This is a genomic window from Dorea hominis (assembly GCF_014287705.1).
Lineage (GTDB): Bacteria > Bacillota > Clostridia > Lachnospirales > Lachnospiraceae > Dorea_D > Dorea_D hominis.
In genome coordinates, this window is record NZ_JACOOY010000006.1 from 21,695 (window position 1) to 36,591 (window position 14,897).

Annotated in this window: 12 protein-coding genes; all 12 read left to right on the forward strand. The window is 38.8% G+C overall.

The features are described 5' to 3' along the window. Nucleotides 1-44: 44 nt before the first annotated feature. The 12 genes from H8S07_RS05960 to H8S07_RS06015 all read left to right on the forward strand — a co-directional run bounded on the left by H8S07_RS05960 (nucleotide 45) and on the right by H8S07_RS06015 (nucleotide 14,866). Nucleotides 45-746, forward strand: coding sequence for a DNA alkylation repair protein (locus H8S07_RS05960; RefSeq protein WP_118288254.1), 702 nt, complete (start codon nucleotides 45-47; stop codon nucleotides 744-746). A gap of 144 nt (nucleotides 747-890) precedes the next feature. Continuing rightward, nucleotides 891-2,249 carry a peptide MFS transporter gene (locus tag H8S07_RS05965; RefSeq protein WP_021859633.1) on the forward strand — a complete coding sequence of 453 codons (1,359 nt, stop codon included), beginning with the start codon at nucleotides 891-893 and terminating at the stop codon, nucleotides 2,247-2,249. Nucleotides 2,250-2,325: 76 nt separating this feature from the next. Then, nucleotides 2,326-4,113 carry an aminopeptidase P family N-terminal domain-containing protein gene (locus H8S07_RS05970; protein ID WP_186855651.1) on the forward strand — a complete coding sequence of 596 codons (1,788 nt, stop codon included), beginning with the start codon at nucleotides 2,326-2,328 and terminating at the stop codon, nucleotides 4,111-4,113. 281 nt (nucleotides 4,114-4,394) lie between these two features. Continuing rightward, nucleotides 4,395-6,203: a GGDEF domain-containing protein gene (locus H8S07_RS05975; protein WP_186855652.1), complete on the forward strand. Its 1,809-nt coding sequence runs from the start codon at nucleotides 4,395-4,397 to the stop codon at nucleotides 6,201-6,203. Nucleotides 6,204-6,224: 21 nt separating this feature from the next. Beyond that, on the forward strand, nucleotides 6,225-7,823 hold the full coding sequence (locus H8S07_RS05980) for a type I restriction-modification system subunit M (protein ID WP_118520627.1): 1,599 nt from the start codon (nucleotides 6,225-6,227) through the stop codon (nucleotides 7,821-7,823). Nucleotides 7,824-7,828: 5 nt separating this feature from the next. After that, nucleotides 7,829-9,082: a restriction endonuclease subunit S gene (locus tag H8S07_RS05985; RefSeq protein ID WP_243175973.1), complete on the forward strand. Its 1,254-nt coding sequence runs from the start codon at nucleotides 7,829-7,831 to the stop codon at nucleotides 9,080-9,082. Between the two features lie 16 nt (nucleotides 9,083-9,098). Further along, nucleotides 9,099-9,746 (forward strand): DUF3990 domain-containing protein, encoded by a 648-nt coding sequence (locus tag H8S07_RS05990; RefSeq protein WP_118288260.1) that lies wholly within the window; start codon nucleotides 9,099-9,101, stop codon nucleotides 9,744-9,746. An 11-nt stretch (nucleotides 9,747-9,757) separates the two neighbouring features. Further along, nucleotides 9,758-10,174: a hypothetical protein gene (locus H8S07_RS05995; protein WP_186855653.1), complete on the forward strand. Its 417-nt coding sequence runs from the start codon at nucleotides 9,758-9,760 to the stop codon at nucleotides 10,172-10,174. Next, the gene (locus H8S07_RS06000; protein WP_118520623.1) at nucleotides 10,174-10,656 is read left to right on the forward strand and encodes an NADAR family protein; all 483 of its coding nucleotides are present in this window, start codon (nucleotides 10,174-10,176) and stop codon (nucleotides 10,654-10,656) included. The genes H8S07_RS05995 and H8S07_RS06000 overlap by 1 nt, the downstream gene beginning before the upstream one ends. A 67-nt stretch (nucleotides 10,657-10,723) precedes the next feature. Beyond that, nucleotides 10,724-11,272 (forward strand): restriction endonuclease subunit S, encoded by a 549-nt coding sequence (locus tag H8S07_RS06005; protein ID WP_186855654.1) that lies wholly within the window; start codon nucleotides 10,724-10,726, stop codon nucleotides 11,270-11,272. A 153-nt stretch (nucleotides 11,273-11,425) separates the two neighbouring features. Continuing rightward, nucleotides 11,426-11,824, forward strand: coding sequence for a restriction endonuclease subunit S (locus tag H8S07_RS06010; RefSeq protein ID WP_243175974.1), 399 nt, complete (start codon nucleotides 11,426-11,428; stop codon nucleotides 11,822-11,824). 66 nt (nucleotides 11,825-11,890) lie between these two features. Continuing rightward, nucleotides 11,891-14,866, forward strand: a complete 2,976-nt coding sequence (locus tag H8S07_RS06015) for a type I restriction endonuclease subunit R (protein ID WP_186855655.1) — start codon at nucleotides 11,891-11,893, stop codon at nucleotides 14,864-14,866. The last annotated feature ends 31 nt before the right edge of the window (nucleotides 14,867-14,897 follow it).

Consider the following 14,897-nt stretch of genomic DNA (forward strand, 5'->3'; position numbering starts at 1 on the left):
GTTGTGGAAAATAATAAATGCAATGAATAAGAGGTGGAAATAAAATGAATAAAAAGGCAGTAATTGATAATGTACAAAAAGAACTCTTTGCCATGCAGGACACCGGGTATCGGGATTTCCATATGAAACTGATGCCTACGGTAGATCCGGAGCGTGTGATCGGAGTAAGGACTCCGGCACTTCGTGCATTTGCAAAAAAGTATGGAAAGACAGAAGAAGCAAAACAGTTCGTAGAAGTATTGCCACATCAGTATTATGAAGAGAATAATTTACATGGACTTCTACTGGAACAGGGGAAAAATTACGAAAAATGTGTAAAAGATCTGGATCGTTTTCTTCCTTATGTGGATAACTGGGCGACCTGTGATCTTCTGGCCGTGAAAATCGTAAAGAAACATCTGGATCTATTCATTAAAGAGGTTTACCGTTGGATGGAATCGGAGCATACTTATACGATCCGTTTTGGGATAAATATGCTGATGCGCTATTATCTGGAAGATGAATTTAAGCTGGAATATCCGGAAAAAGTTGCAGCTATCCGGTCGGAGGAATACTATGTCAACATGATGCGTGCCTGGTATTTTGCAACTGCGCTGGCGAAGCAGTATGAAGCAATTATTCCTTATCTGGAAGAGAAGCGGATGGATACGTGGACGCACAATAAGACAATCCAGAAAGCGATCGAGAGCTACCGGATAACGCCAGAACAGAAAGTGTATCTGCGGACGTTGCGTGTGAAAAAGTAAATATTTTAACCTATAAGTTTTTCTTCTTTTGGTATATGTTTTCAATGTTGGAAATTATCGGATTAAAGCGATAAAATCAGTTATAGTAGCTGCCGGGAAGGGGAATACCGGCGCGTAACAAGAGAAAAGAGAGGTTTAAAAGAAATGGAGACAAAGAAAAAGGGATTTCCTACGGCATTCTGGACATGTGCCGCAACCGAGATCTTTGAGCGTCTGTCTTACTATCTGGGACGTTCACTGATCCTGATTTTCGCAACAGCAACCGTAGCAACAGGAGGACTTGGACTGTCCGACACTGTTGCAGCAAATATGCAGTCGAACCTGACCGCATTTTCTTATCTGCTTCCGTTATTCGGAGGAATCGTCGTTGACCGTTATATCGGTGCAAAATATACGACACCGGTCGGTATGATGATTGCCGGAGTCGGATATTATATGGGTTCTGTGGCAACAACAGCAACTGGTGTTTACGCCATGATCTTCCTTGTAAGTTTAGGTCTTGCGTTATTTAAAAACGGACCGATCATCGGACGAGTTATCACTGAAAAAGAGCAGATGGACCCGGCGTTCGCTATGCGTTACACACTTGTAAATGTCGGTGCATTCATAGGTACTTTCCTTGTAGGTATTCTTTACAAAGATGTATTTGCAAAAGACGGAGTATTAGGATTTGCTCCTTGCTTTAAAATTGCAGCACTGATCATGTTCCTTGGAGCATGCTGGTATTTCTTCGTATGCTGGCGTTTCCTCGGAGATGTTGGAAAACGTCCGTTCAAGAAGACAAAGACACAGGAAGAGCTTGCAATTGATGCAGAAAAAACAGTAGAAGAGAAAAAAGAGACGAAAAAAGAGCCACTTACTACGATTGAGAAAAAACGTATCGGTGCGATCCTTATTGCATCTCTGTTCTCCATTATTTTCTGGATCTTCTGGTATCTTGGATACCTTCCGGTATATTATTACTGGGCAGATAACATGAACTGGGTAGTTGCAGGCTATGAAGTTCCATCTACATGGTTTGATGCAGCAAACTCAATGTTCTGTGTAATCTTAGGACCTGTGACAGCAGCACTCTGGAGAAAGCTGGCTGCAAGACCGCAGGGAGACATGAGTCTGTTCAGAAAGACAGGACTTGGAATTGCGATCATCGGACTTGGATACATCTTCTATGCAGTAATTGATATTGCAAGAGGCGGACACAAAGCAAGCGTATTATGGCTGATCGTATTCGCATTCCTTCTGACACTTGGAGAGATGTTCTTCTCACCACTGGGACATTCATTCATCAGTAAATATTCCCCAAGCCGTTACCTGGCGCTGATGATGTCTATGTGGGGATTTGCAACATTTATCGCAGCTAAGAGCTACGGTCCGGTATACGGAATCTTATTTGGTGGAAATATTCCATTCAAGACAGCATGTATCGGAATTGCCGTTGTATCTTTTGTGGCAGCAGCAATTATGATCGCGTTAGACAAACGATTATCCGCGTTAGTAGATTAATAATGAATTTTATGAGCTATATATTTCGTGCAGAATTATATAGCTCATGTAATATAACAGAAAAGAGGTATGTTTCATGGGAGTAAAAGAAAGACTTAGTTGTCTCAGAAAATTAATGGAAGAAAAAGGAATTGACTTTTATGTAATTCCAACTGCAGATTTTCATCAGAGTGAGTATGTAGGAGAATATTTCAAGGCACGTAAATATATGACTGGATTTTCCGGATCTGCAGGAACAGCTGTAATCTCAAAAGACTGGGCAGGAATGTGGACAGACGGAAGATATTTTATCCAGGCGGCAAAACAGATGGAAGGTACAACCGTAGAGCTTATGAAAATGCGTGAGCCGGGAGTTCCGACTATCGAAGAATATTTAGAAGAACACCTGCCGGAAAATGGTGTGATCGGATTTGATGGACGTGTTGTATCTATGGGAGAAGGTCTTGGATATGAGACAATTGCTCGAAAGAAAAACGGAGGAATTGTTTACGAATATGATCTGGTAGATAAGTTCTGGGAGGATCGTCCGAAACTTTCTGAAGAGCCTGCATTTATTCTTGAGGAGAAATATGCAGGAGAATCCGTAGCTGATAAATTAAAGAGAATCCGTGAAGTAATGAAAGAAGAAGGAGCAGATATACATATTCTTACAACACTGGACGATATCTGCTGGACTCTGAACATGCGTGGAAATGATATTGATTTCTTCCCAATGGTATTGTCTTATGCAGTCATTACAATGGATGAAATGTTATTATATATTGATGAGAGAAAATTATCTGATGAAATGAAAGTTATTTATGCAAAAGATGGTGTTACAATTCATCCGTATAATGCAATATATGAAGATATGAAACATCTTTCTATAGAAAATACAGCACTTCTGGATGCGTCAAAGACTAATTATGCAATTTATAAGAACATTCCGGAAGAAATGAAAAAAGTAGACACACGCAATCCGGAGATTCTTTTTAAAGCAATTAAGAATCCGGTAGAGATTGAAAATATCCGTAAAGCACAGATCAAAGACAGCATTGCACATGTTCGTTTTATGAAATGGTTAAAAGAAAATGTAGGTAAGATGAAGATTACAGAGATGAGCGCATCTGACAAGCTGGATGAATTGCGTGTAGAGCAGGGAAATTTCATCCGTCCAAGTTTTGAACCAATCAGTGCATATGGAGAACATGCAGCACTTTGCCATTACACATCATCAAAAGAGACAGACGTAGAGCTGAAAGAAGGAAATGTATTCTTGACAGATACAGGGGCTGGATTCTACGAAGGATCTACAGATATTACAAGAACCTATGTATTAGGTGAGATCCCGAATATTATGAAAGAGCACTTTACATTGGTAGCAATCAGTAATCTCCAGCTTGCAAGCGCAAAAATGTTAAAAGGCTGCAATGGAATGAATCTGGATATTCTGGCAAGAAAGCCGTTCTGGGATAGAGCATTGAACTTTAATCATGGAACCGGACATGGTATGGGTTACCTGCTAAATATCCATGAAGGACCGACAAATTTCCGCTGGGCATATCGCAAAAATGATACTCACCAGTTTGAACCGGGAATTGTTATTACAGATGAGCCGGGAATTTATTTTGAAGGTTCCCACGGAGTCCGTCTGGAAAATGAACTTCTTGTAAAAGAATGGAAGAAGAATGAATATGGAGAATTCCTCTGCTTTGAGACAATCACATACGTACCAATGGATCTTGACGGAATCAAAGCGGACATGATGTCTGAAGAAGAGAAACGTCTTCTGAATGATTATCATGCACTGGTATATGAAAAAATTGCGCCACATCTTAACGAAGAGGAAAGAGAATGGCTGAAGAAATATACAAGAGCGATTTAAGAAAATTTTTCATATTACAATTAGAATAAATCATTATACATCTTTCAACAAAGCGGGGTTCTTTACGTAAAGTAAAGGACCTCGTTTCTATATATTAGCAAGATATTCAAGAAATTATCTGACCTCTTTTTTATGACTATAACAATAATTATGCTATAATAAAAGTGACTTAGTTTGTGAAGATTAATTACTTTTTGCTATGACAATGGAGAATGTAAGAACCTGTGATCACAAAATATACAAAAGACCGACAATAAAGATAACGGATGGAAAGTTAGAGTATGGGATTTGGAAAAAAGCAAGTGGAAAAAAGAAAATGGATGAAAGTGATCTGCCTGATTATTTTTATCCTGATATCGGCGCTATTTCTGGAAGACCGGCTTCTCGATTATGTAAATAACCGGAATATAAGGAATACTTCGGAAGTTCTGCTGGATCAGGTGGCAGGGATCATTGAGAGAAATACAGATGACGAAAAAGAGATGATCCAGTCGTTGAAGGAAGATTATATGGTGCGGGCAAAGGCGGTAGCATATATTCTGGATGCAAATGAGAAGACAGAGCATGATGTGCCGGAACTACAGAAGATCGCGAAGCTGATGTCTGTCGATGAAGTGCATCTGTTTGATAAGAGCGGTAAGGTTTATAGCGGAACGGTGCCGAAATACTACGGATATAATTTTAGCTCCGGCAAGCAGATCGCATATTTTAAACCAATGTTGAAAAATAAAAAGCTTACGATGTGTCAGGATGTGACACCGAATACATCAGAAGGAAAGAAGATGATGTATGCGATCACATGGAATGATGCAGGAACCCGTATGATCCAGGTAGGTGTAGAGCCGGTGCGTCTTCTGGAAAAACTGAAACGAAATGAAATAAAATCCGTTGTCAGTAATATGCCGGTGTATGAAGGAATCGACATCTATGTAGCAGACAGAAAAAGCGGAAAGATTTATGGTGCAACGGATTCCAGAAAGATTGGCAATAAACTGAAACAGTTAAAAATCAGCAAGAGCAGAAGTGTTTCACGGAATATCGACGGCTATACAGTCGGAGTGGTATACGATATGACACATCTTAACGGAAGTAATGCAGTGGCAATGCTGAGTGTGATGTTGTATCTGCTTATTGCAACGATTATACTTCTGATTATGATCGCAAGAGTATTGAGAATAAACAGGGAAAAGGAAGAGCAGTATGCAGTGCTGGCAACGATGGCGGGGCTCAACCACAGTATGTATGTGATCAAACTTAGGGAAAATAAGATCATGCGTTATGGCGGAGTTGAGATCGGTGAAAAAAATATGGAAGGAAGGTATTATGAAGATGCGGATGTGCGTCTGCGTGCGCTTCTGGAAAACAGAACCGTAGAAGAGTATCGGGAGGCAGCAAGAGAATTTATAGATCTGCATACTCTTCCTGAACGAATGGAAGGAGAGAAATATATATCCGGAGATTTTATAGGAACAACACTTGGCTGGTTCCACGCATCGTTTATTGCGATTCAGCAGGATGAAGAACAACGGCCGGTGAGTGTAATATTTGCGGTGCGAAGTATTGAATATGAAAAACGAAAAGAAGAGCAGCTGCTCCGGTCATCCACTACAGACGAGCTGACAAGATGCTATAACCGGCGTGCCTATGAGCAGGATATAAAGGAACTGACAACAGATAAGAAGTTCCTTTATCTGACCGCGGATGTAAATGGTCTGAAAGCGGTCAATGACCGGCTGGGACATGCCGCCGGAGATGAGTTGCTCTGCGGTGTTGCAGGCTGCATGAAACAGAGCTTTGAAGATTATGGAAAAGTCTACCGTATCGGCGGTGATGAATTTGTCACAATCCTGTTTACAGATGAGGAACAGTTTGGGATTATTAAGCAGAATTTTGATTCGCTTGTGGATAACTGGTCCGGTGACACAGTGCCGCATATGAGTGTCTCCTGCGGAGCAGTCTGGAGTGATGAACGGCAGTGGGAGTCTGTCCGTGAAATTGCGAAGCTCGCAGACCAGCGGATGTATGAGAAGAAAGCGGAGCATTATGCAAGACGGAAGAGCGATTTCCAGAACTGGATGTATAAGAGATAAACAAAGATGGAGGAAAGATAGATGGCGGAAGTAGAAAACAGTAAAGATTTAATCAGTGTGTTATGGAGCGGAGCGGATATTCTCCGCTCAAAGATGGATGCAAACGAATATAAAAATTATCTGTTAGGAATTGTATTTTACAAATATTTGTCAGATGCATTTTTGATCAAAGTATATGATCTGCTTTATGATGAAAGACCAGAGACGATGAAAGCCGCATTAGATGCATATATAGAAGCATTAGAGGATGAGAGTGCGGAAGAGTTAAAAGAGGAACTGAAAGACGAATGTCATTACATTATTGAGCCGGACTTAACTTATACCAGCTTTGCAGATGCAGCGAAAAATAATGCATTCAACAGAGAACAGTTGCAGAAAGGATTCAACAATATCGAACAGAGTGATCTAATATTTGCGGACCTTTTTACAGATATTGATCTGTATTCCAATCGTTTAGGAAACGGAGATCAGAAGCAAAGTGACACTATCGCAAATCTGATTAAAGAAATTGACAAAGCAGACTTGTTAAATTCCGATGCAGAGATTCTTGGAAATGCATATGAATATCTGATTGGACAGTTTGCGTCAGAGACAGGAAAGAAAGCCGGAGAGTTCTATACACCGCAGGCAGTATCAAAGATCTTGACGAAAATTGCGATTGCCGGTCAGGAAGACAGAAAAGGACTTTCCGTATATGATCCGTGTATGGGATCAGGCTCATTATTGTTAAATGCAAAGAAATATGCGAAAGAGCCGGAATATATCAAATACTACGGACAGGAGTTGAATACTTCAACTTACAATCTCGCAAGAATGAATATGTTCTTACATGGTATCACACCGGAGAATCAGAACCTTCGGAATGGTGATACTCTGGATGGAGACTGGCCTACCGGAGAAGAGACAGATTTCCATATGGTACTTATGAATCCTCCGTATTCAGCAAAATGGAGTGCGGCAGCAGGTTTCTTACAGGATGAAAGATTCAGCGACTATGGCGTGTTAGCACCAAAGTCAAAAGCAGATTATGCATTCTTGCTTCATGGATTGTATCATTTGAAGAGTAATGGAACAATGGCAATTGTACTGCCTCATGGTGTGTTGTTCAGAGGGGCAGCAGAAGGGAAAATAAGAGAAAAATTACTTCGCTCAGGTAATATCTATGCAGTTATTGGCTTGCCTGCAAATCTCTTTTACAATACATCTATTCCGACTTGTATTATCGTATTGAAAAAGCACAGAGATGGCAGAGATGTCCTCTTTATAGATGCATCTAAGAAGTTTGAAAAAGGAAAGAAACAGAATGCCATGACAGATGACCATATCGATGAAGTGTTGGAGTTATATTCCAATAGAGAGACGGTAGAAAAAGAGGCATTTCTTGCAAGCTTTGAAGATATCGAAAAGAATGATTTTAACCTGAATATTCCGCGTTATGTAGATACTTTTGAAAAAGAAGAAGATGTTGACCTGAATGCACTTTTAACAGATATGAAGAAAACAGATGAAGAACTGGAACAGGTGCAGGGAGAGTTTTTATCACTTCTTAAGGATTTAACTTCGAATGATGAGACAATTATGTCATCACTGAACGACCTGATTGGAAAGATTGAGGGGTGATGGATATGGCAAAACCAAAGATTAGATTTAATGGGTATACAGAAGATTGGGAACAGCGTAAGTTGGGAGATATACTAATTGGCTTGCAGAATAATACACTTTCCAGAGCTGAGTTATCGACTGAGGCAGGAGTTGCAAAGAACGTTCACTATGGTGATGTACTGATCAAGTTTGGAGAAGTCTTGGATGTAAGCAAAGAGAAGCTTCCAATGATTTCAGATGAGAGCGTGTTATCAAAATATAAATCATCATTTTTGCAAAATGGAGATGTAATTATTGCCGATACTGCTGAGGACTCAACTGTTGGAAAATGCAGTGAAATAGCCGGATTGGATGATGAAGTCGTGTTGTCTGGATTACATACTATTCCATACAGACCGATAGAAAAATTTGCTTCTGGGTACTTGGGATATTATCTAAACTCCAGTGCTTATCATAATCAGTTGCTACCTTTGATGCAGGGAATTAAGGTTACATCAATTTCAAAAGCTGCTATGCAGGATACCGATATTGTTTATCCTAAATCAGTGAAAGAACAGGGAAAGATTGGTGATTATTTTAGAAACCTCGACACCCTCATCACTCTTCACCAACGTAAGTGTGAGCAGACAAAAACATTAAAAAAATATATGCTTCAAAAAATGTTTCCACAAGATGGTGAAAAAGTTCCACAGATAAGATTTGAAGGATTTACGGAAGATTGGGAACAGCGTAAGTTGGGAGATGTGTTCGAACAGACATCGAATTTAGTAAATCCCAAGGAAGATGAAATAGAACTTTGGAGTTTAACTGTTGAAGATGGATTAACAAAGAAATCTGATAGATATAACAGAGAATTTCTTGTAAAGAAAGATGATAATTTTAAAGAAGTTCGCCCGGGAGATATTGTATATAATCCAATGAATATGACATTGGGAGCAGTTGGATATAATGGAATGGCGAAAAGTGTTGCAGTTTCGGGTTATTACACCACCATGGTTGCCAAAGAGAATTATGATACATATTACATTAATACATGGCTAAAAAGTCCACAGGCAATACGTTTATATCGCACATATGCGACGGGTTCACTGATAGAAAAACAAAGAGTGCAGTTTCCTACGCTTTCTATCATTCCGGTGGCATTCCCTAAATACGAAGAACAGACAAAGATTGGAAATTATTTTCATTTCCTTGACAATCTCATCACTCTTCACCAGCGCAAGTGTGATGAACTAAAAGAAGTTAAGAAATTTATGTTACAAAACATGTTTGTTTAAGGAAAAGGGCGAGAAAATGGGAAAAATAACTTTATTTCATGGAACACCTGATAAAATTGTAGTTCCGACATATGGACTTGGTGAGAAAAGACATGATTATGGAATTGGATTTTACTTAACGGACAATATAGATCTTGCTAAGGAATGGGCTGTTTGCAGACCGAATGAGAAAAATGGCTGGGTTCATCAATATGAATTGGGTACAGAAGGTCTGAAAATATTAGATTTTCAAGAAAAAGATGTGTTGGCGTGGCTTGCAGAATTGATGAAACATAGAGATGCAGCAGATTCTAAGCGTTATCGTATGTTGGCAGCAAAGTTTATTGAAAAATATGGTGTGGATGCAAGTGATTATGATGTTATAAAAGGTTGGAGAGCAAACGCTTCTTACTTTTATATCGCAAAAGAGTTTGTAAGAGACAATATTGATCTTGAAATATTACCGGAGTTGCTTTCATTGGGCGGTCTTGGCATTCAATATTGTATTAAATCTGAGCGGGCATATTCTAAATTGCAGGAAGTAGAAGAAAAGTTACTGCCGGTTGATTACAAGGAATATAGCCAAAAGTATAACGAACGTGATATAACGGCAAGACGAAAGATGCGAGAATTAGTAGATTCTGATGCAAATAAAGTAACAAATGTATTTAGTACATTATTTTAGGAGAGATGACAATGAAGGCATATGCAGAAGAGTATTTGAATGATGTTGTAGAAAATCAGGGAAAGTTGTTTGATTATGTGGCGCAGAATTTTCCTGATAAAGATACAGAAGAATTTATCAACTTTTATATGAAAAGTAAGACAAGAAAAAGTATTGATGAATCGCAGGCATATGTAAATACGATGGATTATAAGGAATTATGGAATTATTTTCAAAAAACAGATCAGTATAAATTGGAAGCTGGAAAAGGTCTTGATGGTTTTATGCCGGATTGGATTGGCGAGTTTTATGCGTATTATCAATGGTATTACAATATGCCGAGTTCAGAAGTTATTCAGAAGATTCCAGTAGACTTTTTGGAAAAGGCGTATTCTGGGCTTCATGATCTGGAACTGGATCTGGCAGTAAAAAAAGTAGGTGAAGTGTAATGCAGATTATTTGCTTTCACAATCCAGATGAAGAGAACGGATACTTAAGTAATTGGTATCCGTCTAATTTTATAGTTGATGGTGTTCATTTTTCGTCCATGGAACAGTTTATGATGTATCGGAAAGCAATTTGTTTTCAAGATGAATGCATTGCAGAGCAGATACTCGGCACGAAAGATGTAGCAGAGATCAAAGCGTTAGGACGTGCAGTAAAAGATTATGATGAAAACTATTGGAATGGAGTAAGACAGGTTATTGTATACGAAGGATTGCTTGCAAAGTTTTCACAGAATGACGAGCTGAAAGATAACCTTGTAAATACTGGGAATGTGATATTAGCAGAATGTGCAGTGAAAGATCGAATCTGGGGTATTGGATTGTCTATGAAAGATGAAAATAGATACGACAAGAGCAAGTGGAGAGGAGAAAATTTGCTTGGATATACACTGATGATGGTGCGAGAGCGATTGAATTTAGAATAATCGTATGTATTGTGATATAGGTGATAATAGTGTTACATACTGCGATAAAGCGTAAGTAGGCAAGTTTTTGCGAATTAAAATAGATGGGTGGGAACAGCGTAAGCTGGGTGAGCTGGCTGAGATAGTAGGTGGAGGAACTCCGAGTACCGGTATAGATTCATATTGGGATGGTGATATTGATTGGTATGCTCCGGCAGAAATTGGTGAACAGATTTATTTGGAATCTAGTCAGCGTAAAATAACAGAGGAAGGTTTAAATAAGAGTTCTGCCAAGATTCTTCCCATAGGGACAGTTCTCTTTACATCTCGTGCAGGTATTGGAAAAACCGCTATTTTACTGAAAGAAGGCTGTACAAATCAAGGCTTTCAGTCCATCGTTCCGAATAAAGAAAAATTAGATTCGTACTTTATTTTTACAAGATCAGAAGAACTTAAGAGATATGGTGAAACAGTTGGCGCTGGATCAACATTTGTTGAGGTATCTGGAAAACAGATGGCGAACATGGAATTGATGATGCCAAAGACAATGTTAGAACAACAGCAAATTGGTGAATATTTTCAAAGTTTAGACCACCTCATCACTCTTCACCAACGCAAGTGTATGACGAATAGATGAAGAACAAAAAACGTTTGGGAACAGCGTAAGTTTGCAGATTTCACATGGGATGCTGGAAAACGGAACAAGGAAGATTTAGATTTAGAACCGTATGCTATTACAAATGAGCACGGATTTATTCGTCAGTGTGCTGCACATGATGATTTTGGATATATGAAAGATACGGACAGAAAAGCGTATAATATTGTTCAACCAAATTCGTTTGCCTATAATCCAGCAAGAATAAATGTAGGATCCATCGGATACTATAAAGGCGTGAAAAATGTGATAGTTAGTTCACTTTATGAAGTTTTTCAAACAGACAATTATGTGAATGATAGGTTCCTCTGGCATTGGTTTAAGTCTGATGAATTTCCAAGATGGATTGAAAGACTTCAAGAGGGAAGTGTTCGATTATATTTCTATTATGACAAGTTATGTGAATGTCAATTATATATGCCATCACTAGAAGAACAGGAGAAAATTGCCTCGTTTTTAGATGCACTAGACCACCTCATCACCCTTCACCTTCGTAAGCAGGACAAACGTAAAAAAGGGTCAAAAAACACTTGAAATCAGTGTAAGTATAAAATAAATAATGTATATTAGATACATAAAATCACAAAGGAGACAAAAATTATGCCTGAATTAGAGTCAATGATAGAACAAAAGTTAATTGAACAACTGGTATATGGAGATTCGCAGTGGACATATCGACCGGATTTGAAGACGGAAGAGGATTTGTGGGCGAATTTCCGGTATATTCTGGAACAGAATAATAAGGAGCGTTTGGATGGAGAGCCTTTAACAGATACCGAGTTTGAACAGGTGAAGAACCAGTTGCAGTTTTCATCCTTCTATAAAGCGGGAGAATGGCTTGTTGGAGAGAACGGTAAGGTTCAGGTACATGTGCAGAGAGATACGAAGAGATTACATCTCGTAGTGATGAATCACGAGCATATTGCAGGGGGAAGCAGTGTGTATGAGGTGATTAATCAATACAGTGCATTGAAGACAGAGGAAGACGGACGTAATCGCAGATTTGATGTAACGCTGATGATTAATGGACTTCCGATGATTCATATAGAATTAAAGAATAAGCAGCATTCTTATATGGATGGATTCTGGCAGATTAAGAAATATATCGGAGAAGGGAAGTTTACTGGAATTTTCTCTGCGGTACAGATGTTTGTAATCAGCAATGGCGTAAATACAAAGTATTTTTCTGCAGCAAGCGACACGGAATTAAATGAAAAATTCATCAGTGGATGGCTGGATCAGGATAATAATCCGGTATCTGATTATATTGAGTTCGCAAAGAGTGTACTGCGCATCCCGGAAGCGCATGAGATGATTGCGAGATATACGGTATTAGATGAAGATGCGAAACGATTAATATTATTGCGGCCGTATCAGATTCATGCGATTGAAGCAATACGAGAGGCTTCCAAGACAGGGAAGTCTGGTTATGTCTGGCATACAACAGGTTCAGGTAAGACGTTGACTTCGTATAAGGCAACCCGTAACCTGCTGATGGACATTCCGTCTTTGGATAAAACGATTTTCTTAATTGACCGAAAGGATCTGGATACACAGACAACAATGGCATTTCAGGCATATGCCAACAATGATCTAATCGACGTAAATGAGACAGACAATGTAAATGATTTGAAGAAAAAATTAAAATCAGAAGACCGGCAGGTAATCGTTACAACCATCCAAAAGCTGCAACGATTAATTACAAAGAGATTGCAGGAAGGAACGCCGGAATATAACAAGATTAAAAATCTGAGGATTGCATTTGTAGTAGATGAGTGTCACAGAGCAGTTACACCGGGAACGAAGAGAGAACTGGAGAGATTTTTTGGAAAATCATTATGGTATGGCTTCACTGGAACACCAAGATTTTCAGAAAATCCTTATCCGAAGATGGGTGATCTGCCGCGCACAACAGACGAATTATACGGAGAACGTTTACACAGATATACGATACAAAATGCAATCCATGATAATGCGGTTCTTGGCTTTCAGGTAGAGCATAATGGACCGAAGACGATGTCTGATGAAACAGATAGTAAATTGTATGATAATGAAGCACATATGTTAAAAGTTCTGGATGTGATTTTGAACAAGTCCTATCATAAATTGGGATTCCAGAATGGAAAAGGTAAGACGTATGAGGCATTGCTGACAACAAGTTCGATTCCTCTGGCGCAGAAGTATTATGAATTATTAACGAAAGTAAAAGAAGGAAATACTCCATTGCGGATTGATGAAAAGATCCGGCAGGTACTCCCTGATTTTCCGAAATTTGCAATTACATATTCTGTGACGGAAAATGAAGAAGGTTCACAGGTAAATCAGCAGAAGATGCAGAAATCGTTGGATGATTATAACAATATGTTTGGGACAAAATTTGATCTGGCACAGATCCAGTCTTACAATGGCAATCTGAATAAAAGGCTTGCGAGAAAAGATCCTAAATTTAAGAGACGACATGAACAATTGGATCTGGTAATTGTAGTTGATCGATTGCTGACAGGATTTGATGCCCCTTGTATGTCTACGATGTTTATTGACAGACAACCTATGGGACCGCATGATCTGATACAGGCATTTTCGCGAACAAATCGTATTTTCGATAAGAATAAAACATATGGACAGATTGTTACATTTCAGGCTCCGAAGCTTTTCAAAGAGAGTGTAGATAACGCAGTAAAATTGTATTCCGCAGGTGGTACAAATGATTCTATTCTGGCAGAATGGGACGAGGTGGAAAAGGCATTCCGTACAGCGCTGAAAGCGCTTCGTATTGCAGCAGGAGCGCCGACAGCTATACCGGGAATGTCATTGGCTGAAAAGAAAGTATTTGCACAAATATTTCAGACATTTGACCGGTTATTTGCACAGCTTAAATCGTTTTCAAATTACAGTGACAAGCTGTTGGAAGAATATGATATTACAGAAGAAGAGTACGAAGATTATGTAGCGCATTATAAAAATGTAATAGAAGAGATAAAAAGAGAAAAAGAAGAAGGAAATGATGGCGGAGAAGATGAAGAGGAAACGTCAGACTTAGATTCAGAGTATGAGCTGATGGCATACAGTAATACGAAAATTGATTATGAGTACATTATCAATTTGATTCAGAATATTGTATCACCGGGAGAAGATGAAGAGGATATTTCACCAGAGGAAAGACAGAAGCAGATAGATGAAGTTAAGCAATATATAGCAGAATTACGAAATGGTAATCCGAAGATGGCAGATATTATGTCAAATCTGGTTTCAGAGATTGAAGTGGACGCAGACAGGTATAAAGGACATTCGATTTTGAACATAGTAGAAACAACAAAGCAGAAATACATTGAAAACAGGATTTCTGACTTTTGTGAGAAGTGGTATGCGGAACCTGATGATGTTATGTATGCAGCCATGCATTACAGAAACGATGAGATACCGAATGAAGGTGTTATAAAAGCTACAATTGATTATACATGTTATAAGGCAAATGCAGAAAAAGCGGTTCCGAAGTTCAAATACTATAAGATGTGTATGGATGAATTAAAAGAGGTCTTAGATACCGAAATTAAGCCTTTAATTAATCCATTGTAAAGCAAGGTGAAGGTGTAGTTTTATGTTTATA